17 protein-coding genes are annotated in these 19,610 nt (G+C 72.4%); 14 read left to right on the top strand and 3 right to left on the bottom strand.

Annotation, left to right across the window (positions count from 1 at the left end; genetic code table 11):
- Positions 1-10: 10 nt before the first annotated feature.
- From EV292_RS05805 to EV292_RS05740, 14 genes are all read left to right on the top strand, one after another.
- Entirely contained in the window at positions 11-559 is a 549-nt protein-coding gene (locus EV292_RS05805) for an LptA/OstA family protein (RefSeq protein WP_132908275.1), read from the top strand.
- Positions 560-901: 342 nt separating this feature from the next.
- On the top strand, positions 902-1,696 hold the full coding sequence (lptB, locus tag EV292_RS05800; protein ID WP_132908274.1) for an LPS export ABC transporter ATP-binding protein: 795 nt from the start codon (positions 902-904) through the stop codon (positions 1,694-1,696).
- Positions 1,697-1,724: 28 nt separating this feature from the next.
- Positions 1,725-3,206: an RNA polymerase factor sigma-54 gene (gene rpoN / locus EV292_RS05795; RefSeq protein ID WP_132908273.1), complete on the top strand. Its 1,482-nt coding sequence runs from the start codon at positions 1,725-1,727 to the stop codon at positions 3,204-3,206.
- Positions 3,207-3,313: 107 nt separating this feature from the next.
- Positions 3,314-4,270 carry a serine O-acetyltransferase EpsC gene (gene epsC, locus EV292_RS05790; RefSeq protein ID WP_132908272.1) on the top strand — a complete coding sequence of 319 codons (957 nt, stop codon included), beginning with the start codon at positions 3,314-3,316 and terminating at the stop codon, positions 4,268-4,270.
- A gap of 2 nt (positions 4,271-4,272) precedes the next feature.
- Entirely contained in the window at positions 4,273-5,028 is a 756-nt protein-coding gene (locus EV292_RS05785) for a gamma-glutamyl-gamma-aminobutyrate hydrolase family protein (RefSeq protein ID WP_207913362.1), read from the top strand.
- Between the two features lie 195 nt (positions 5,029-5,223).
- Entirely contained in the window at positions 5,224-7,605 is a 2,382-nt protein-coding gene (locus EV292_RS23035; protein WP_132908271.1) for a glycoside hydrolase family 127 protein, read from the top strand.
- Positions 7,602-8,621 carry an Ldh family oxidoreductase gene (locus tag EV292_RS23030; protein ID WP_243693635.1) on the top strand — a complete coding sequence of 340 codons (1,020 nt, stop codon included), beginning with the start codon at positions 7,602-7,604 and terminating at the stop codon, positions 8,619-8,621. Before EV292_RS23035 ends, EV292_RS23030 begins: the two co-directional genes overlap by 4 nt.
- A 32-nt stretch (positions 8,622-8,653) precedes the next feature.
- Entirely contained in the window at positions 8,654-10,375 is a 1,722-nt protein-coding gene (locus tag EV292_RS05770; protein ID WP_132908834.1) for a DUF885 family protein, read from the top strand.
- A gap of 73 nt (positions 10,376-10,448) precedes the next feature.
- Positions 10,449-11,363, top strand: a complete 915-nt coding sequence (locus EV292_RS05765; RefSeq protein ID WP_132908269.1) for a dihydrodipicolinate synthase family protein — start codon at positions 10,449-10,451, stop codon at positions 11,361-11,363.
- Positions 11,364-11,376: 13 nt separating this feature from the next.
- Positions 11,377-12,375 carry a 4-hydroxyproline epimerase gene (locus EV292_RS05760; protein ID WP_132908268.1) on the top strand — a complete coding sequence of 333 codons (999 nt, stop codon included), beginning with the start codon at positions 11,377-11,379 and terminating at the stop codon, positions 12,373-12,375.
- A 255-nt stretch (positions 12,376-12,630) separates the two neighbouring features.
- A complete protein-coding gene (locus tag EV292_RS05755; protein ID WP_132908267.1) occupies positions 12,631-14,037 on the top strand; it encodes an amino acid permease in 1,407 nt (468 codons plus the stop codon).
- Between the two features lie 178 nt (positions 14,038-14,215).
- The gene (locus EV292_RS05750; RefSeq protein ID WP_132908266.1) at positions 14,216-14,518 is read left to right on the top strand and encodes a hypothetical protein; all 303 of its coding nucleotides are present in this window, start codon (positions 14,216-14,218) and stop codon (positions 14,516-14,518) included.
- Positions 14,515-16,107 (top strand): methyl-accepting chemotaxis protein, encoded by a 1,593-nt coding sequence (locus EV292_RS05745; RefSeq protein ID WP_132908265.1) that lies wholly within the window; start codon positions 14,515-14,517, stop codon positions 16,105-16,107. The genes EV292_RS05750 and EV292_RS05745 overlap by 4 nt, the downstream gene beginning before the upstream one ends.
- A gap of 58 nt (positions 16,108-16,165) precedes the next feature.
- Positions 16,166-16,546, top strand: a complete 381-nt coding sequence (locus EV292_RS05740) for a hypothetical protein (RefSeq protein ID WP_132908264.1) — start codon at positions 16,166-16,168, stop codon at positions 16,544-16,546.
- 20 nt (positions 16,547-16,566) lie between these two features.
- On the opposite strand, the gene EV292_RS05735 is transcribed toward EV292_RS05740, so the two are convergent.
- The 3 genes from EV292_RS05735 to lysA are packed head-to-tail and all read right to left on the bottom strand — an operon-like array spanning position 16,567 to position 19,566.
- A complete protein-coding gene (locus tag EV292_RS05735) occupies positions 16,567-17,520 on the bottom strand; it encodes a zinc transporter ZntB (protein WP_132908263.1) in 954 nt (317 codons plus the stop codon).
- On the bottom strand, positions 17,517-18,275 hold the full coding sequence (locus EV292_RS05730; protein ID WP_132908833.1) for a bifunctional precorrin-2 dehydrogenase/sirohydrochlorin ferrochelatase: 759 nt from the start codon (positions 18,273-18,275) through the stop codon (positions 17,517-17,519). Before EV292_RS05730 ends, EV292_RS05735 begins: the two co-directional genes overlap by 4 nt.
- A 34-nt stretch (positions 18,276-18,309) precedes the next feature.
- Positions 18,310-19,566: a diaminopimelate decarboxylase gene (gene lysA, locus EV292_RS05725; protein ID WP_132908262.1), complete on the bottom strand. Its 1,257-nt coding sequence runs from the start codon at positions 19,564-19,566 to the stop codon at positions 18,310-18,312.
- Positions 19,567-19,610: the final 44 nt, after the last annotated feature.

Genomic DNA, 19,610 nt, shown 5'->3' with positions numbered 1-19,610 from the left:
GGAACGCCGGATGCCGCGCCCTCTCGCCCCGGTCGCCCGCCGACTCCCGCTGCTGGCCCTGCTGCTCGCGGGCGCGGCGGCGGCGCAGACGCGCCACAACAGCGCCGCGCCGATCGATTTCGGCGCGGACCATATCGAGTTGCAGGATCGCGCCAACCGCGCGGTGCTGGCGGGCAACGTCAAGGTGCGCCAGGCCGAGATGACGCTCGACGCGGCGCGGATGACGGTCGCCTACACCGGGCAGATCGAGAACGGGAACCCGCAGGTGTCGCGGCTCGACGCCGCGGGCGGGGTGACGGTGACCCGGCCAGACCAGACCGCGCGGAGCAATTTCGCGGTCTATGACCTCAACCGCCGCGTCATCACGATGCTGGGCGCGGTGCGGCTGACCCAGGCGGGCAACACCGTCAACGGCGGCCGGCTGACGATCAACCTCGATACCGGACGCGCGGTGATCGACGGCTCCGCGGTGGCGGGCGGTGCGGGCAGCGCGGGCAATGTGACCCAGGCGCCGAGCGGGCGCGTGACGGGGACGTTCTCGGTACCGAAGCGGAACTGAGGCGGGGCGCTCCTCACGAGAACGCTACGATCCTGCCGTCATCCCGGACTTGTTCCGGGATCCACCGCTCCGCAGGAGCAACGCTTGCGGAGCTTGCTGAACCATGGATCCCGGAACAAGTCCGGGATGACGATCTGGGAGGCGCGGAGCGCCAGCCTCTTGGCACGCTCCGCTACAAGGGCCCGTCTGGCGATACTCGGTCGCACGCCGCCCCTCACCCCCGCCGGCACACCGCTCGTCACGTCCCCTCTTCAAACGCCGGCGCCGATCGGGCATGCACGTTCCCTGCCAACCGGGCCACGTTAGCGATCCGGTAACCCTGTTATGCGAGGTCGATCGCCGATGGACAGCGTCACCACCCAGCTCGACCGCGAGTCGCTCGACCAGGTCGCGCCGATCCACGAGGCGCCGGTGCAGAGCGGGCTCCAGGTCGTCTCGATCGCCAAGAGCTATGACAAGCGCGTGGTGCTCACCGACGTGTCGGTGTCGGTCGGCCACGGCGAGGTGATCGGGCTGCTCGGCCCCAATGGCGCGGGCAAGACCACCTGTTTCTACTCGGTGATGGGGCTGGTGAAGCCCGACTCCGGCCGGATCATGCTCGACGGCGACGATATTACCGGCCTGCCGATGTACCGCCGCGCCATCCTCGGCCTCGGCTATCTGCCGCAGGAGACCTCGATCTTCCGCGGGCTGACGATCGAGAAGAACATCCTGACGGTGCTCGAGCTGTCCGAGCCCGATGCCGCCGCGCGCGCCGAGAAGCTGGAGACGCTGCTCGCCGATTTCGGCCTCACCCGGCTGCGCGACGCGCCCGCGATGGCGCTGTCCGGCGGCGAGCGCCGCCGCGCCGAGATCGCGCGCGCGCTCGCGGCCGACCCGTCGATCATGCTGCTCGACGAGCCGTTCGCGGGCATCGACCCAATCTCGATCGCCGACATTCGCGACCTTGTCTGCCAGCTCAAGGAGCGCGGCATCGGCGTGCTGATCACCGATCACAACGTGCGCGAGACGCTCGACATCGTCGACCGCGGCTACATCATCTACGACGGCAAGGTGCTGTTCACCGGCAGCCCCGAGGAGCTGGTGCGCGACGAGAACGTCCGCCGCCTCTATCTGGGCGAGAGCTTCACGCTGTGAGGCCGATGCGCCGCGGACCCGTCATCCCGTGAGCCTCGCCCCGCGCCTCGACCTGCGGCAGTCGCAGTCGCTGGTGATGACGCCGCAGCTCCAGCAGGCGATCAAGCTGCTGGCGCTGAGCAACCTCGAGATCGAGGGCGTGATCGCCGAGGAACTCGAGCGCAACCCGCTGCTCGAGTCGAGCGCGCCCGCCGAGGACGCGCCCGTCGCCGCACCCGAGGCCGCCGAGGCGCCGCGCGACGAGCCCGCCGGTGCCGACGAGCTGGTGATGGCGGGCGAGGGCGCGGGCGAGTCGCTCGACGTCGACATCGCCGCCGAACGCTTCGACGACGGCCCGAGCGAGTCGGCGGCCGAGCGGATCGGCGACCTCGGCCCGGGCAGCGGCAGCGGCAGCGGCGAGGCGATCGACTTCGACTCGTTCGCCGACACCAGCGAGAGCCTCGCCGACGTGCTGCTCGCCCAGGCCGGCGCGACCTTCGACGCGACCGACCTCTTCGTCGCGCGCGCGCTGATCGACCAGATCGACGAGGCCGGCTACCTCCGCGCCGACCTGCACGACGTCGCGCAGCGGCTCGGCGTGCCGCTCGCGCGCGTCGAGGCGGTGCTCGCCGCGATCCAGAAGTTCGAGCCCACCGGCGTGGGCGCGCGCGACCTCGCCGAATGTCTCGCGATCCAGGCGCGCGACGCCGACCGCTACGACCCGATGATGGCGCGGCTGCTCGACCATCTCGACCTGCTCGCGCGCGGCGAGCTGGCGCGGCTGAAGAAGATCTGCCGCGCCGACGACGAGGATATGGCGGACATGATCCGCGAGCTGCGCGGCTATGACCCCAAGCCCGGCTTCCGCTACGGCGGCGACGCGCCCGCGCCGGTGATCCCCGACCTCACCGTGACGCGCGCGCGCGGCGGCTGGGCGATCGAGCTCAACGCCGCGACGCTGCCGCGCGTGCTGGTCAACAAGAGCTATTACAGCGAGCTGGCCGGCGGCGCGCAGGACCGCGCGGGCAAGACCTGGCTCGCCGAGAAGCTCGCCAGCGCCAACTGGCTGGTGAAGGCGCTCGACCAGCGCCAGCGCACCATCATCCGCGTCGCCACCGAGATCGTGCGCCAGCAGGAGGCGTTCTTTCTTCACGGCGTCGCGCACCTGCGCCCGCTGACGCTGCGCCAGGTGGCCGACGCGATCGAGCTGCACGAATCGACCGTCAGCCGCGTCACCAGCAACAAATATCTCAGCTGCGCGCGCGGCCTGTTCGAGCTGAAATATTTCTTCACCTCGGCGATCGCCGCGGCGGACGGCGGCGACGCGGTATCGGCCGAGGCGGTGAAGAGCGCGATCCGCGCGCTGATCGCGGGCGAGGGCGACACGATCCTGTCCGACGACACGCTGGTGGAGCTGCTCAACGCCAAGGGCTTCGGGATCGCGCGGCGGACGGTCGCGAAATATCGCGAGGCGATGGGGATCGGCAGCTCGGTGCAGCGCCGCCGCGCCCGCGCGTTGCAGCGCGCCTGACCGATGCGAGGCGCGCGAACCTCCTCGCCGCGCAAGAAAAGCTTGGATCACCTACTCGCCTGGTGGGGTATGACTCGCGGCTCGGACCAACGGGCGAGAGGCGAGGCATGAGCGACGGGGCGGCGAGCGGGGCGGGTGAGGGCTCGGCGATCGCCGCGGCGGTACTGGCGCTGCGGCGCGGGCGCGACGACTGGCGCGCCGGCCACCCGTCCGAGGAGGCGCGCACCTTCCCGTCGCGCGCGGCGCTGGAGCGCGTGGTCGAGACGCTCGCCGCCGCGCTCTTCCCGCGCCGGCTCGGCCAGTATCGCGGCGGTGCGGCCGAGGAGGACGGCTTCGTCGCCGCCAAACTGCTCGCCGCCGCGGCCGAGCTGGAGCGCGAGATCGGTGCCGAACTGGCCTATTGGCAGGCCGAGGCGCGCAGCGGCGCGTTCGATCCCGAACAGCCCGCGACGATCGTGCGGCTGTTCCTCGCCACGCTCGGCGAGGTGCGGCGGCTGATCGACAGCGACGTCGCCGCGGCCTTCCTCGGCGATCCGGCGGCGCGCAGCGCGGACGAGATCCTGGTCTGCTACCCCGGCGCGATCGCCAGCCTGCACCACCGCATCGCGCACCCGCTCTACCAGCTCGGCGCGCCGATCACCGCGCGGCTGATCTCCGAGATCGCCAACGAGCGCACCGGGGTCGACATCCACCCCGGCGCGACGATCGGCGCGCATTTCTTCATCGATCACGGCACCGGCGTGGTGATCGGCGAGACCGCGATCATCGGCGAGCGCGTGCGGCTTTACCAGCACGTCACGCTCGGCGCGCGCACGCCGCTGTGCGACGCGCCCGATCGCCCGCGCGAGCGCTACGCACGTCATCCGATCGTCGAGGATGACGTGGTGATCTACGCCGGCGCGACGATCCTCGGCCGTGTGACGATCGGGCGCGGCGCGATGATCGGCGGCAACGTCTGGCTGCTCGAGGACGTGCCGCCGGGGCGCATCGTCGCGCAGCCGGTGGCGCGCGTGCTCGCGCCCGCCGACGGCGAGCGCTGGCGCGACGGACTGGCGGGAGACTGAACATGGCGTCGCGGCGGCCGCTGATCGGGGTGCTCTGCTGCAACGAGGTGGCGCATCGCCCCGTGCAGGCGGTGGCGAGCCGCTTCGTCCGCCCGCTCGCCGCGGTATCGGGCGCGACCGTGCTGCTGGTGCCCGCGCTGACCGGCGCCAACGAGGCCGCCGCGCTGGCCGCGCCGCTCGACGGGCTGCTGCTGACGGGATCGCGCTCGCACGTCGCGCCGGAGCGCTACGGCGGCACGCTCGACCTGCCGGCCGAGGCGCTCGACCCGGAGCGCGACGAGGTGGCGCTGTCGCTGGCGGACGCGATGATCGCCGCGGGCAAGCCGGTGTTCGGCATCTGCCGCGGGTTGCAGGAGATCAACGTGCTGTTCGGCGGCTCGCTCTCGGCCGACCCGTGCTGCGGCCGCCACCTGCGCGGCGGCAGCTGGGCGCAGCGTGACTATGCCGAGCTGTTCACGCTGCGCCACGACGTCCAGCTCGCGCCCGAGGGGCGGCTGGCGCGCGCGACGGGGGAGCGGCGACTGACGGTCCACTCGGTCCACGAACAGGCGATCGACCGGCTCGGCGGCGGGTTGCGCGTCGAGGCGCGGTCGAGCGACGACGGCGTGATCGAGGCGGTCGCGGCGCCCGGCTGCGGCGCGGAGGTGCTGGCGGTGCAATGGCATCCGGAGTGGGACGTCGACTCCAGCGCGGGCAGCCAAGCGTTCTTCGCGCTGATCGGCGCCGCGCTGCGCGGGGAAGGCGAGCGGGCGAACTGATACGGCCAGACGGAACGCCCGCGAGAGGCATGACGCGTGCTGGTTCGCGGAAGGAAGCGCCGCCGCGCCTTCTTCCGTCAAGGGAGAGAGAGCGTCCTCATCGGCTCGGGCCTACAGTATACGATTCTATTGTGCCTATCGCTGCGCCGTGACACAGTCCTCTTGCCCCACCTTAACCACGCACGAGGAGAGACCATGCCGAGCACGACCCGCCGCGAGCTTATGGCGGGCGCCGCGACGCTGGCGCCCCTCGCGCTGCTTCCGGTCACCGCCTCCGCCGCCGCGCCCGAGGACCGCGTGGTGCGCGCGCGCCCGCTGCCGCTCGCCGACGTGCGGCTGGCGCCGTCCGACTATCTTACCGCGGTGGAGGTCAACCGCGCCTATCTCCACCGGCTGGTGCCCGACCGGCTGCTGCACAATGTCCACCGCTACGCCGGCCTGGCGCCCAAGGCCGAGATCTACGGTGGCTGGGAGAGCGACACGATCGCGGGCCACACGCTCGGCCATTATCTCAGCGCGCTCGCGCTCACCTGGCAGCAGACCGGCGACGCCGAGTTGCGCCGCCGCGCCGATTATATCGTCGACGAGCTGGCGACGGCGCAGGCGAAGCGTGGCACCGGCTATGTCGGCGCGCTCGGGCGCAAGCGGAAGGACGGCACGATCGTCGACGGCGAGGAGATCTTCCCCGAGATCGTGCGCGGCGAGATCAAGTCGGGCGGGTTCGACCTCAACGGGTCGTGGTCGCCGATGTACACCGTCCACAAGCTGTTCGCCGGGCTGCTCGACGTCCATGCCGCCTGGGGCAATGCCGCCGCGCTGCGCGTCGCCACCGGGCTCGCGGGCTATTTCGAGCGGGTGTTCACCGCGCTCGACGCGGCGCGGCTGGAGGAGGTGCTCGGCTGCGAATATGGCGGCATGAACGACAGCTATGCCGAGCTGTCCGCGCGCACCGGCGACGCGCGCTGGCTGCGCATGGCGCGGCTGTTCTACGATCATCGCGTGCTCGACCCGCTGGCGGCGGGCGAGGACAAGCTCGCCAACTTCCACGCCAACACGCAGGTGCCCAAGCTCGTCGGCCTCGCCCGGATCCACGAGGTGAGCGGCGGCGATCCCGCCAAGGCCGCGGCCGCGCGCTTCTTCTTCGATCGCGTGACGCAGCACCACAGCTACGCCATCGGCGGCAATGCCGACCGCGAATATTTCTTCCAGCCCGATACCGTGGCGCAGCACGTCACCGAGCAGACGTGCGAGCATTGCAACAGCTACAACATGCTCAAGCTGGCGCGGCACCTCTGGTCGTGGCAGCCCGACGGCGCGCTGTTCGACTTCTACGAGCGCGCGCATCTCAACCATGTGATGAGCGCGCAGGACCCGGCGACCGGGGGCTTCACCTATATGACCCCGCTGCTGAGCGGCGCGGCGCGCGACTATTCGACCACCAAGGACGACGCCTTCTGGTGCTGCGTCGGCTCGGGCATGGAGAGCCACGCCAAGCACGGCGAGTCGATCTTCTGGGAAGGCGACGACGGCACCTTCTACGTCAACCTCTACATCCCCGCCGAGGCGCGCTGGGCAACGCGGCGCGCGACGGTGAGCCTCGCGACCCGCTACCCCTATGAGGGCGAGGTGGCGCTGCGCTTCACCGAACTGCGCGGCGGCACCTTCCCGGTGGCGCTGCGCGTGCCCGGCTGGGCGGGGGACGGCGCGCGCGTGACCGTCAACGGCGCGGCGGTGACGCCGACGCGCGCGCGCGGCTATGCGATCGTCGCGCGGCGCTGGAAGGCGGGCGACACGATCGCGCTGACCTTGCCGCTCGCGCTGCGCACCGAGAGCGCGCCGGGCGATCCGGACACGATCGCGGTGCTGCGCGGGCCGATGGTGCTCGCCGCCGACCTCGGCCCCGCCGAGGGCAAATGGGACGGTGCCGATCCCGCGCTGGTCGGCGCCGACGTGCTCGCCGGCTTCGGCCTGCGCGACGCCGCCGCGGCGCGCTACGCCACGCGCGGGGTGGTGCGCCCCGGCGACACCGACTTCGTCCCCTTCTACCGCCAGTATCGCCGGCGCAGCGCGGTGTATTTCAAGCGCTTCACCGACGCGGGCTGGGCCGAGGCGGAGGCCGCCTACACCGCCGAACAGGCGCGGCTGCGCGACCTGGCGGCGCGCTCGGTCGACGTCATGTTCCTCGGCGAGATGCAGCCCGAGCGCGACCACCAGCTGGCGAGCGAGTTGAGCTACCCCGTCACCTATCGCGGCCGGCAGGGGCGCGACGCGCGCTCGGGCGGCTATATCGAGTTCACGATGAAGGTGCGGCCGGGGCCGCTGGTGCTCCAGGCGAGCTATTGGGGCGGCGAGCGCGCGCGCGACTTCGACATCCTGGTCGACAACGTCAAGGTCGCCACCCAGCATCTCGACAACGACCGGCCCGGCGCCTTCATCGAGCGCGACTATCCGCTGCCGCTTGGGCTCACCGCGGGCAAGAAGACGGTGCGCGTCAAGTTCCTGCCGCACGATCGCAGCAGCGCCGGGCCGGTCTTCGGCGTGCGCCTCTACACCGCGCGGGCGGGGGCGACCGCGTGAGCGACGCCGTTCGACTGACGCTGGACGAGGTGCGCGACCTGGCGCGGCGGACGCTCCGCACGGTCGGGCTCGCGCCCGCGCAGGCCGAGGCGGTGGCCGAGACGATGGTGGCGGGCGAGCGCGACGGCTGCGCCAGCCACGGCGTCTACCGCCTGCTCGTCGCCGCGCACAGCCTGCGCAGCGGCGCGGTCGCGCGCGACGCGGTCCCGCGGGTGAGCGAGCCCGCCGCCGCGCTGGTGCGGGTCGACGGCGGCGGCGGCTTCGCGCAGCTCGCCTTCGCCGCGGGGCGCCCGCTGCTCGAGGCCAAGGCGCGCGCGAACGGCATCGCCGCGCTGGCGCTGACCGACGTGGTGCATTTCGCCGCGCTCTGGCCCGAGGTCGAGGCCTTGGCCGCGGCGGGGCTGGTCGCGCTGGCGGTGACACCGAGCCACGCCTGGGTCGCGCCCGCGGGCGGCACGCGGCCGGTGTTCGGGACCAACCCGATCGCCTTCGGCTGGCCGCGCGCGGGCGCGCACCCCTTCGTCTTCGATTTCGCCACCAGCGCGGTGGCGCGCGGCGAGATCGAGCTGCATCGCCGCGCCGGCCGCGCCATCCCCGACGACTGGGGCTATGACGCGGACGGTCGGCCCAGCACCGACGCGGCGGCGGTGCTGGCGGGGGCGATGCGCACCTTCGGCGGGCACAAGGGGTCGGCGCTGGCGGCGATGGTCGAGCTGCTCGCCGGGCCGCTGATCGGCGAGATGACCAGCGCCGAGTCGCTCGCCGCCGACGCCGGCCGCGGCGCCTCGCCGCGCGGGGGCGAGTTGATCGTCGCGCTCGATCCCGCGGGCTTCCTCGGCGCCGCCGCGGGCGCGCAGCTCGCGCGCGCCGAGACTGTGTTCGCCGCGATCGAGGCGCAGGGCGCGCGGCTCCCCTCGGCGCGGCGCTACGCCGCGCGCGCGCGGAGCGAGATAGAGGGTGTGCTGGTGCCGGCCGCGCTCTACGCGGACATCATCGCGATCGGGGAGGTTGAGTGAGGCAGATACGGGCGGCGCTGCTGGGCGCGACGATGATGATGGCGGCGCCGGCGATCGCCGCGCCGCGGGCGGGCAGCGCCGACGCGACGCTGCGCCGGCTCTACACCGAGGAATATGCGTGGCGGCAGCAGCAGTTCGCCGCCGACGAGGACAGCCGCCACGAGGCGCGCGCGCATCTGCCCGACGTCGGCCCCGCGGCGCAGGCGGCGCGGCTCAAGCGCTGGGAGGACACCGCGACGCGGCTGCGCGCGATCCGTCCGGCGGATCTCTCGCCCGCCGAGCAGGTCAATTACGCGGTCTATCGCCAGCAGATCGACGCGCTGCTCAACGAACAGCGCTTCCGCGACTATGAGAAGCCGCTCACCGCCGACACCAGCTTCTGGGGCGACGTCGCCGCCGCGGCGCGCGACCCGCTGGCGAACGAGAAGGAGTATCGCGCCTATCTGTCGATGCTGCGCGAGCTGCCGCGCTATTTCGACCAGCAGATCGCCGAGATGCGCGCCGGCCTCCGGCGCGGCTTCACCCCGCCCAAGGTGACGCTGGCGGGGCGCGACATCGGCGTGGCGCAGGTGGTCGAGGCCAGGACGATCGTGGACAATCCCTTCTACGCGCCCTTCGTCACCATTCCCAGGCAGATCCCGGCGGCGACCCAGGCCGAGCTGCGCCGCGCCGGCGAGGCGGCGATCCGCGACGCGGTGCTGCCCGCGCATCGCACGCTGCTCGCCTTCCTGCGCGAGGAGTATATCCCCGGCGCGCGCAGCTCGCTCGCGGCTTATGACCTGCCCGACGGCAAGGCCTATTATCAGTCGAAGGTGGCGGAATATACGACGCTGCCGCAGACCCCCGAACAGGTCCACGCCATCGGCCTCGCCGAGGTCGCCAAGATCCGCGCGCGCATGCTCCAGGTGATGGCGCAGGTGAAGTTCCAGGGCGACCTGCCCGCCTTCCTCACCTTCCTGCGCACCGATCCGCGCTTCTACGCGATCACGCCGCAGCAATTGCTCGACCGCGCGGCGTGGATCGCCAAGACCTTCGACGGCAAGGCGTCGCGCTACTTCGGCCGGCTGCCGCGCAGCCGCTTCGCGATCAAACCCGTGCCCGCCGACGTCGCGCCCTTCTACACCGCGGGGCGCGGCGGGCCGGGCGTGTACCTCGTCAACACCTATGACCTGCCGGCGCGCTCGCTCTACGCCTTGCCCGCGCTGACGCTGCACGAGAGCGCGCCGGGCCACGCTTTCCAGATGCCGCTCGCGGCGGAGAACAAGGACCTGCCGCCGTTCCGCCGCGACACCTATCTGTCGGTCTACGGCGAGGGCTGGGCGCTCTACAGCGAGACGCTGGGCGAGGAGATGGGGATGTACGAGACGCCCTATGACCTGTTCGGCATGCTCAGCTATCAGGCGTGGCGCGCGTCGCGGCTGGTGGTCGATACCGGCATCCACGCGATGGGCTGGAGCCGCGAGCGCGCCCAGGCCTATCTGCGCGACAATACCGCGCTGTCCGACCATGAGGTCACCACCGAGGTCGATCGCTACATCGCCTGGCCGGGGCAGGCGCTGAGCTATTATACCGGCCAGCTCGCGATCCAGCGCGCGCGCGCCCGCGCCGAGCAGGCGCTCGGCCCGAAGTTCAACGTCAAGGCCTTCCACGACGCGGTGCTCGCGCTCGGCTCGGTGCCCGTCAGCGAGATCGATCGCCGCACCGATCAGCTGATCCGCGACGGCGGGCGCGGCCCCTATCCCGACGAGGAGTAGTCGGACAGGTTGCATCCCTATCGATCCGTTAGTATACGATATTCATCCGAGGGAATGAGAGGTGATGGCGGCGATGGCGATCGGTTGGAAGGGCGTGTTCCCGGCGGTGACGACCCAGGTGCGCGAGGACCTCACGCTCGACCTCGCCGACACGCAGCGCGTCGTCGACGAGCTGATCCGCGACGGCGTCACCGGGATCATCGCGCTGGGCACGGTGGGCGAGAACAACTCGCTGGATTATGACGAGAAGGTCGCGGTGCTCTCCGCCATCGTCGAGGTGGTGAAGGGGCGCGTGCCCGTGATCACCGGCGTCTCCGAATATGACACGCGCCGCGCGGTGCGCTACGCCCAGGCGGCGGAGAAGGCGGGGGCGGACGGGCTGATGCTGCTGCCGCCGATGGTCTATGTTCCCAAGCCGGACGAGCTGGTGGCGCATTTCCGCGGCGTGGCCGAGCGCACCGCGCTGCCGATCATGCTGTACAACAACCCGCCGGCCTATCGCACCGTGATCGACCGCTACGTGCTCGAGCAACTGGTGCCGGTGGAGAATATCGTCGCGGTGAAGGAATCCGCGCCCGACACGCGCCGCTTCACCGACTTCCGCAACGATCTCGGCGACCGTTACGTGCTGTTCGCCGGGCTCGACGACGTCGCGCTCGAGGGGCTGTATCTCGGCGCACAGGGCTGGGTATCGGGGCTGACCAACGCCTTCCCCAAGGAGTCGGTCGAGCTGGTCGCGGCGTTCGAGCGCGGCGATCACGCCAAGGCGATCGAGATCTATCGCTGGTTCATGCCTTTGCTCCACCTCGACGCCGAGCATGACCTGGTCCAGTCGATCAAGCTGGCCGAGCAGGTGATGGGGCGCGGCTCGGAGCGCGTGCTGCCGCCGCGCTACGTGCTCACCGGGGAGCGTCGCGCCGAGGTGATCGCGATGGTCGAGCGCGCCGCGGCGACTCGGCCGACGCTGTCGCTGCCCGCCGCGGCCTGATAGCCTCGGCGGCATGCGGCACACCTTCTTCTGCATCGACGGCCATACTGCGGGCAACCCGGTGCGGCTCGTCGCCGGGGGCGCGCCGCTGCTGCGCGGCGCCTCCATGTCCGAGCGCCGGCAGGATTTCCTCGCGCGCTACGACTGGATCCGCACCGGGCTGTGCTTCGAGCCGCGCGGGCACGACATGATGTCGGGCGGCTTCCTCTACCCGCCCACCAAAGCCGACGCCGATGTCGGCATCCTGTTCATCGAGACGAGCGGCTGCCTGCCGATGTGCGGCCACGGCACGATCGGGATCATCACCTTCGGGCTGGAGCACGGGCTGATCCAGCCGACCACGCCGGGGCGGCTCCGGGTCGAGGTGCCCGCCGGCGTGATCGAGATCGCTTATGCGGTCGCGGGCGAGAAGGTGACCTCCGTCCGCATCACCAACGTGCCGAGCTATGTCGCGGCGCGGGGGGTCGAGGTGGAGGTGGCCGAGCTCGGGCGGCTCCGCGTCGACGTCGCCTATGGCGGCAATTACTACGCGATCGTCGAGCCGCAGGGAGCTTATGCGGGGCTCGACGCGATGGGCGCTGACCGGCTGATCGCGGCGTCGCGCCTGGTACGCGCCGCGGTGCGCGAGAAGGTCGAGCCGGTCCACCCGCTCGACCCGACGATCCGCGGGGTGAGCCACGTGCTCTGGGCGGATCGCGCCCGCGCGAACGACGCCGACGGGCGCAACGCGGTGTTCTACGGTGACAAGGCGATCGATCGCTCGCCTTGCGGCACCGGCACCTCGGCGCGCCTCGCGCATCTCGCCGACCGCGGCGACCTCAAGGTCGGCGACCGCTTCGTCCACGAAAGTTATATTGGCAGCCGCTTCATCGGCCGGGTCGAGGCGGCGACGACATTGGGCGACGTGCCCGCGATCGTCCCCTCGATCGAGGGATCGGCGATGGCGACCGGCTTCAACACGATCTGGATCGACCGCGCCGACCCGTTCTGGGCCGGGTTCCAGGTGACGTGACGGCGGCGGCGACGTTCCGCGCGGATCGGCACGGACGGTGTTCGGGTCTCGCGCTTGCGGCCAGGAGGCCGACGACGTCCTGGGGATCGAACCGGCATGACCTGCCGTCATCTCCGGAACAGGTCCGGGATGACGGCGAGCAAGGCAGCGAGGGCGAAGGCGCCTCGCCCCTGCGACCGGCACGCCCCGGGGCAGGGGGGCCGCGCCGCGCGCGCCGCCAACTGCCGCACTCACCCGCTTAGGAGAGCGAACCATATGCTGGGCCAGCGCAAGTCACTCGCCGACGTCACCCGGCATGAACAGGGCCGCGCGCTCGCCAAGACGCTGTCCTGGCCGCACCTGATCGCGCTGGGCGTCGGCGCGATCGTCGGCACCGGCATCTACACGCTCACCGGGGTCGGCGCCGAGCGTGCCGGCCCCGCGGTGATCCTCGCCTTCGCCATCGCCGGCGCGGTCTGTGCCTGCGCCGCGCTGGCCTATGCCGAACTGGCGACGATGATCCCCGCGGCGGGAGGTGCCTACACCTTCAGCTATGCCGCCTTGGGCGAGACCGCCGCCTGGGTGGTGGGGTGGAGCCTGATCCTCGAATATTCGCTCGCCTGTTCGACCGTGGCGGTGGGTTGGTCGGGCTATCTCGTCGGCTGGATCCAGTCCGCCGGAGTGACGCTGCCGCCCGCGCTGCTCGCCGGGCCGCACGGCGGCGGCGTCGTCAACCTGCCCGCGGTGGCGGTGGCGCTCGCCATCATGGGCCTGCTGGTCGCGGGCACGCGCGAGAGCGCCACGCTCAACATCGTGCTCGTCGTGGTCAAGCTCGCCGCGCTGGCGGTGTTCATCGCCTTCGCGCTGCCCGCCTTCGACCCCGCGCATCTCCACCCCTTCATGCCTTATGGCTTCGCCGCGGCGGAGAGCGGCGGGCACAAGCGCGGCGTCATGGCGGCGGCGGCGATCGTGTTCTTCGCCTTCTACGGCTTCGACGCGGTGGCGACCTCGGCCGAGGAGGCGAAGCGGCCCGGGCGGGACCTGACGATCGGCATCGTCGGATCGATGCTGGTGTGCACCGCGATCTACATGGCGGTCGCGGTGGCGGCGATCGGCGCGCTGCCCTTCACCGCGCTGGCCAACTCGCCCGAGCCGCTCGCGCTGGTGCTGCGCTCGCTCGGCCATCCGCTCGCGGGGCATCTGATCGCGCTCGCCGCGGTGATCGCGCTGCCCTCGGTGATCCTGGTGATGATGTACGGGCAGAGCCGGATCTTCTTCGTGATGGCGCGCGACGGGCTGCTGCCGCGCGGGCTCGCCACGGTGAGCCCGCGCAGCGGCGCGCCGACGCGGATCACGCTGCTGACCGGGGCCGCGATCGCGCTGGTGGCGGGACTGTTCCGGCTCGACGAGATCGCCGAGCTCGCCAATGCCGGGACGCTGCTCGCCTTCATCGCCGCGGGCGCGTGCCTGATGGTGCTGCGCCGCACCGCCCCCGACGCGCCGCGGCTGTTCCGCTGCCCTTTGCCCTATGTCGTGGGGTCGCTCGCGATCCTCGGCTGCCTGTACCTGCTGTGGAGCCTGCCGAGTGCCACCATCGCGCGCTTCCTGTTGTGGAACGTGGCGGGGCTGCTGTTCTACCTCGCTTATGGGCGCACGCGCGGCCTGCGCCGGGCGGTAGCGTAGCACCTGATCCATCCTGGTCGGAAGGTGCTCCTGCGCACGCACGAGCACCTGCCTTGTTCGTACCAGATGGATCGCACGACGGGATGCGGGAAGCCGGCGGGCGGGCGGCTCGCGCGGCGCCACGGGGCGGATCGAGCGAAACGACGCGTTAACCAGCGCTCGCTACACAAAGCGCATCATGCGCCGCCTCCCGCTCCCGCTGCTGCTCCAGGGCGCTCTGGTCGCGACGCTGCTCGTGGTGCTCGCGCTGCGCCCACCGGCGCAGGGAGTGATGCTGCTCGTTCCACTCGGCGCCACGCCCGGGGCGCTCGCCTCCACCGCGATCGCCGCCGACGCGCGACTGGTCGGACGCGGGCCGGGGCGCAGCCTCCTCGTGCGTGGCAGACGCGACCGTATCGCCGCGCGGCTGCGGGTCGGTGACGCGCTGCTGCTCGCCGCGCCGTCACCGCTGTGCGGCGCCGCGGTCGGAGCGATCGCATGACCGTCGACCGCTGGCGCGCGCTCGACACGCTGACGCTCGACCGGCTGCGGCTGGTCGGCATGCGGCTGCTCGCCGCGCTGGGCTGGTGCGCGCTCGCCACGGTCGCGGTGATCCAGCTCGCGCTCAGCGGCACGATCGACCCGCTGCTGCTCGGCGCGGGCGCCGCGCTCACCGCCGCGCCGACCTGGTTCGCGATCCGCGCGCGCACCGACACGCAGGCGCGCATCGTCACCGGGACGCTCGCCGCCACCGCGCCCGCGCTGCTGGTCTATGTCCTCCAGGGCCATCCCTGGCAGATGGACGCGCACATGTTCTTCTTCGTCGCGCTCGCCGCTCTGGTGGTGCTGTGCGACTGGCGACCGATCGTCGTCGCCGCGCTGCTGATCGCGCTTCATCATCTCGCGCTCGAATGGTTCGCCCCCGACTGGGTGTTCGAGGGCGACGGGCGGCTCGGCCGCGTGCTGGTCCACGCGCTGGCGGTGGTGATGCAGGCGGGGGTGTTGTGGCTGGTGACCGGCGTGCTCGAGCGGCTGCTCGAGCGCCAGCGGCTCTCGCTGGAGCGCAGCCGCGCGCTGGTGACCGAGGCCGACGAGGCGCGCGCCGCCGCCGAGGACGCGCGCGCGGTCGCGACCGAGGCGCTGCGCCAGGCGCGCGTCGCGGAAGACGCCGCCGGCGACGAGCGCGCGCGGCTGCGCGCGCTGGAACAGCATGCCGCGACGCGCCGCCGCGACGAACTGGTCGCGGTGGCGGAAGCGTTCGAGGGTTCGGTGGCGCAGGTGGTGCGCGCGATCGGCGCGGCCGCGACCCAGCTGGAGCGCTCCGCCATCACGCTCGACGATCTCGCCGTGGGAGCGGGGGCGCAGGCCGCCGCGGTGGCGAGCGAGGCGGTGGAGGCGACCGCGCAGATCCGCCACGTCGCCGACTCGATTCGCGATCTCGGCGGCTCGATCCGCACCATCGCCGATTCGGCCGACCAGCAGAGCGCGCTCACCGCGGTGGCGCAGGCCGCGGCGGGCAGCGGGGTCGGGCGGATCGGCGAACTGGCGGAACATGGCCAGCGGATCGGCGCGCTGGTGGACGATATCCGCGAGATCGCGGAGAAGACCAACCTGCTCGCGCTCAACGCGACGATCGAGGCGGCGCGCGCGGGCGAGGCGGGGCGCGGCTTCGCGGTGGTGGCGGGCGAGGTGCGCTCGCTCGCGGCCGATTCGACGCGCGCGAGCGACCGCATCAGCACCTTGCTCGGATCGATCTTCGCCGGGGTGGGCGACGCCGCGGCGGCGCTGACCCGCGCCGACGAGGCCGCGGCGCAGGTCGCGCGCGCGGCGGCGGGGATCGCGGGCTCGGTCGCCGACCAGCGCCAGCTCGCCGCGGGGATCGAGGCGGGCGCGACCCGCACCGCGGGCGGTGCCGAGGTGATCGAGCGCCGCATCGACGAGGTCGCCGCGGCGGTGCGCACCACCGCGACGCTGTCGCAGACGGTGCGCGGCAGCGCGGGCGAACTGGCAGCGAGCGCGCGCGCGCTCGACGGCGCGACCGAGCGGTTCGTCGCCTTCCTCATGGACGACGCACCGCGCCGCGCGGCCTGATCGCGAGCAACCAAGCCCCGGCTCGGTCATTGATCCACGTCTAGTGAGGAGTGGATCGATGGGACGAAGGGCCGTGGTCGCGCCGTTGGCTGCGCTGGCGCTGGTGGGATGCGGGGACCGGATCGACGATCATGCCGAGCGCACGGGCAATGCGATCGCCGCGGAGATCGGCGCGGCGGCGGACAATGTCGCCGCGAGCGTCGACACGCTGACCGACTCGATGGCCAATCAGGTGGACGACGTGGCGGCGGACTCGCTCGATCGCGCGGCGGGCCGGATCGACGATGCGTCGCGGCGGCTGGAGCGGGACGTGCGCGACCATGCCGACCGCGCGCGCGACCGTGCCGGCGACGCGCTCACCGACGCGGGCGAGCGCCTGCGCGACCGGGAGCGCGAGGGCGATGCCGTCCCCGCGCGCACCGACGCGGAGCGCCGCTGAACGGCGCGGGGGCGCACCGCTTAGCGGAACCAGTGGCGCCGCAGGAAATAGATCACCGTCCCCGCCGCGATCAGCGCGCAGACGCCCGCGATCGCGTCGAACGCCCAGGGCTCCTTGGCATAGGGCAGTCCCTCGACGTTCATCCCGTACAACCCGGTGATGAAGGTCAACGGCAGGAACACCATCGCCACCACCGCGATCACCAGCCCGCGCTGGTCGAGTTGCTCGGCGCGCAGGTCGGTCAGCGCCTCGTGCACCAGCGCGGCGCGCTCGCGGATCGCCTCCACCTCCTCCGCCATGCGCGCGGCGCGGTCGGCCGCGGCGGAAAGGTGCGCGCGATCGTCCTCGGCGAGCCAGTCGCCCGGCAGCGTCGCCAGTTTCTCCAGCGCGGCGCGCTGCGGCGCGAGGAAGCGGCGGTAGTTGATCGCCTCCGACCGCACCTTGGTGACGCCGCGGCGCAGCTCGAAGATATGCTCGGCGGCGAGCTTCTGCTCGCAATCGTCGAGCCAGTCGCCGAGGTCGCCGACGACGGGATCGAGGTCCTCGGTGATCTCGGTGGCGAAGGCGCTGATCAGGTCGCCGGGGTCGCGGATCGCGCCGTCACGCATCTGGGTCACCACCTCGTCGAGCGCGACCAGATGCTTGCGCGAGACGGTGACGACCCGTCCCTTGGCTGCCCAGATACGGATCGAGGCGAGCATGTCGGAGCCGTCCAGCTCCTCGTCGGTACGCCCGCGCAGGTTGACCAGCGCGGCGTCGGCGAGCTTCTCGGCGCGCGGGCGCGTCTCGGCGGCGGTCAGCGAATCGACGATATAGGGCGGCAGTCCGGCCTCGTCGCGCAGCCATGTCTGCGCGTGCTCGGCGTTGGTGGTGAGATGCACCCAGACGAACGGCGCGCCGCAGCCGAGCGCGCCTTTGACCGAAATCTCCTCGACCTTGCCCTCGCCCGTGAGCCGCCACGCGGTGCCGCTCATCGTTCCTCCTCCATCGCCAGATCGACCACCAACCCGGTCGCGGGGGCCAGCGGCGGCGCGGCGCACTCGACCCGCTCGGCGTCGGCGCGCGCGCGGTCGAGGATCGCGGGCGGCACGTCGGGGCGATGCGTCACCACGTCCGCCGCGGCGAGCAGCCGGGCCTGGCGCAGCGTCAGCTCGTCCGGGTCGTGCGAGCGGAGGCGGAGGCGGGCGAGGCCGGTGGCAGGCTGCGCCGCGATCACGGCGGCGGCGACGTCGTCGAGCGCGGGCGCGCCGAGCGGGTCGAGCGCGCCGCCGGGCGCGAGCGCGGCGCCGATCGCGCGGCGGCGCTCACCCATGTCGGGCAGCGCGGTGCGGAGCGCGGGTCGGGCGGCGTGGAGCGCCTCGGCGAGCCGGCCGAGCGTGGCGGGCAGCAGCGTCTCGAGCCGCTGGCGCAGCGCCGCCGCCAGACCCGCCGACACGCCCGCGCTGCCGATCGCGACCAGCACCGGCGCGCGGTCGACGATCGCGGGGAGGGTGAAGTCGCACAGCTCGGGCCGGTCGACCGCGTTGACCAGCACGCCGCGCGCCTTGAGCCGGGCCACCGCCGCCTCGTCGTCGGCCACCACGGCGAGCCGTGCCGCGCCATCGTCCTCGCCGACGATCACCGCACCGGCACGCTCGAGCAGCCGACGCTTCGCCGCAGCGGGCTCGCCCTCGCCGACCAGGATCACGGGCTGCCCCGCCAGCCGCAGGAACACCGGCAGGCTCGGCAGCGCCGCCGCGGCCTCGCGCGAGTCGCTCACCGGCTCACAGCCACTCGGGCACCCGCTCGGCGGCGAGGATCGTCTCGGCCGCGATCCGGTCCGCCACCACCGCGAAGCGGTCGGCGTCGACCAGCACCTCGGGCACCAGCGCGCGGCTGTTGTAGGTCGAGGCCATGGTCGCGCCATAGGCACCCGCGCTGCGGAACACCGCGAGGTCGTCCTTGGCGACGCGGTCGATCTCGCGCGCCATCGCGAACGTGTCGCCGGTCTCGCACACCGGGCCGGCGATATTGGCGGTGACCCGCTCGCCGCTCGGCACCACCGGATCGAAGTCGTGCCAGGCGTCGTAGAGCGCGGGTCGCGCCAGATCGTTCATCGCCGCGTCGACGATGACATAGGGGTTCACCACGCCCGGCTTCACCCAGATCACGCGGGTGAGCAGCACCCCCGCGTTGGCGGCGATCACGCGCCCGGGCTCGAACATCAGCGTCACGCCCCAGTCGCGCGTGACGCGCTCGACCATCGCGCCATAATCGGCCGGGGAGCGCGGCGCGTCGCCCTCCTTGTAGCGGACGCCGAGCCCGCCGCCGAGGTCGACGCGGGTGATGCGGTGGTCGGCGGCGCGGAGGGTGGCGACCAGCTCGCCGACGCGCCGGTACGCCGCCTCGAGTGGGGCGAGGTCGAACAATTGGCTGCCGATATGGATCGCCACGCCCTCGATCGACAGGCCGGGCAGCCCCGCCAGCCGCGCGAACATCGCGGGCGCCTGGTCGATCGGCACGCCGAACTTGTTCTCCTTGCGCCCGGTCGAGATCTTGGCGTGCGTGCCGGCGTCGACGTCGGGGTTGACGCGCAGCACCGCGCGCGCGGTCTCTCCCCGTTCCGCGGCGAGCCGGGCGAGCGCCTCGCCTTCCTCCTCCAGCTCGAGGTTGAACTGGCCGATCCCGGCGTCGAGCCCGCGCACCAGCTCGGCCTCGGTCTTGCCGACGCCCGAGAAGACGACCGACTCGGCGGGCATCCCCGCCGCGAGCGCGCGCGCCAGCTCGCCGCCGGAGACGACGTCGGCGCCATAGCCCTCGGCGGCGAGCAGGCGCAGGACGGCGACATTGGGGTTGGCCTTGATCGCATAAGCGAGATGCGCGTCGCGCACGCCGGCCAGGCCGGCGCGGAAGGCGCGCGCGTGGTCGCGGAAGGCGTTGGCGGAATAGACGTAGACGGGGGTGCCGACCTCGGCGGCGATGCGCGCCAGCGGCACGCCCTCGCACCACAATTCTCCGTCGCGATAGTGGAAATGGTCCATCGGGTCTCTTCTAGCGTGGTTCGCGCGTCGGCGTGACACATAGG

The organism is Sphingomonas sp. BK235 (assembly GCF_004345855.1).
In the GTDB taxonomy this organism is placed as follows: domain Bacteria; phylum Pseudomonadota; class Alphaproteobacteria; order Sphingomonadales; family Sphingomonadaceae; genus Sphingomonas.
This window is presented reverse-complemented; position numbering and strand designations above follow the sequence as displayed.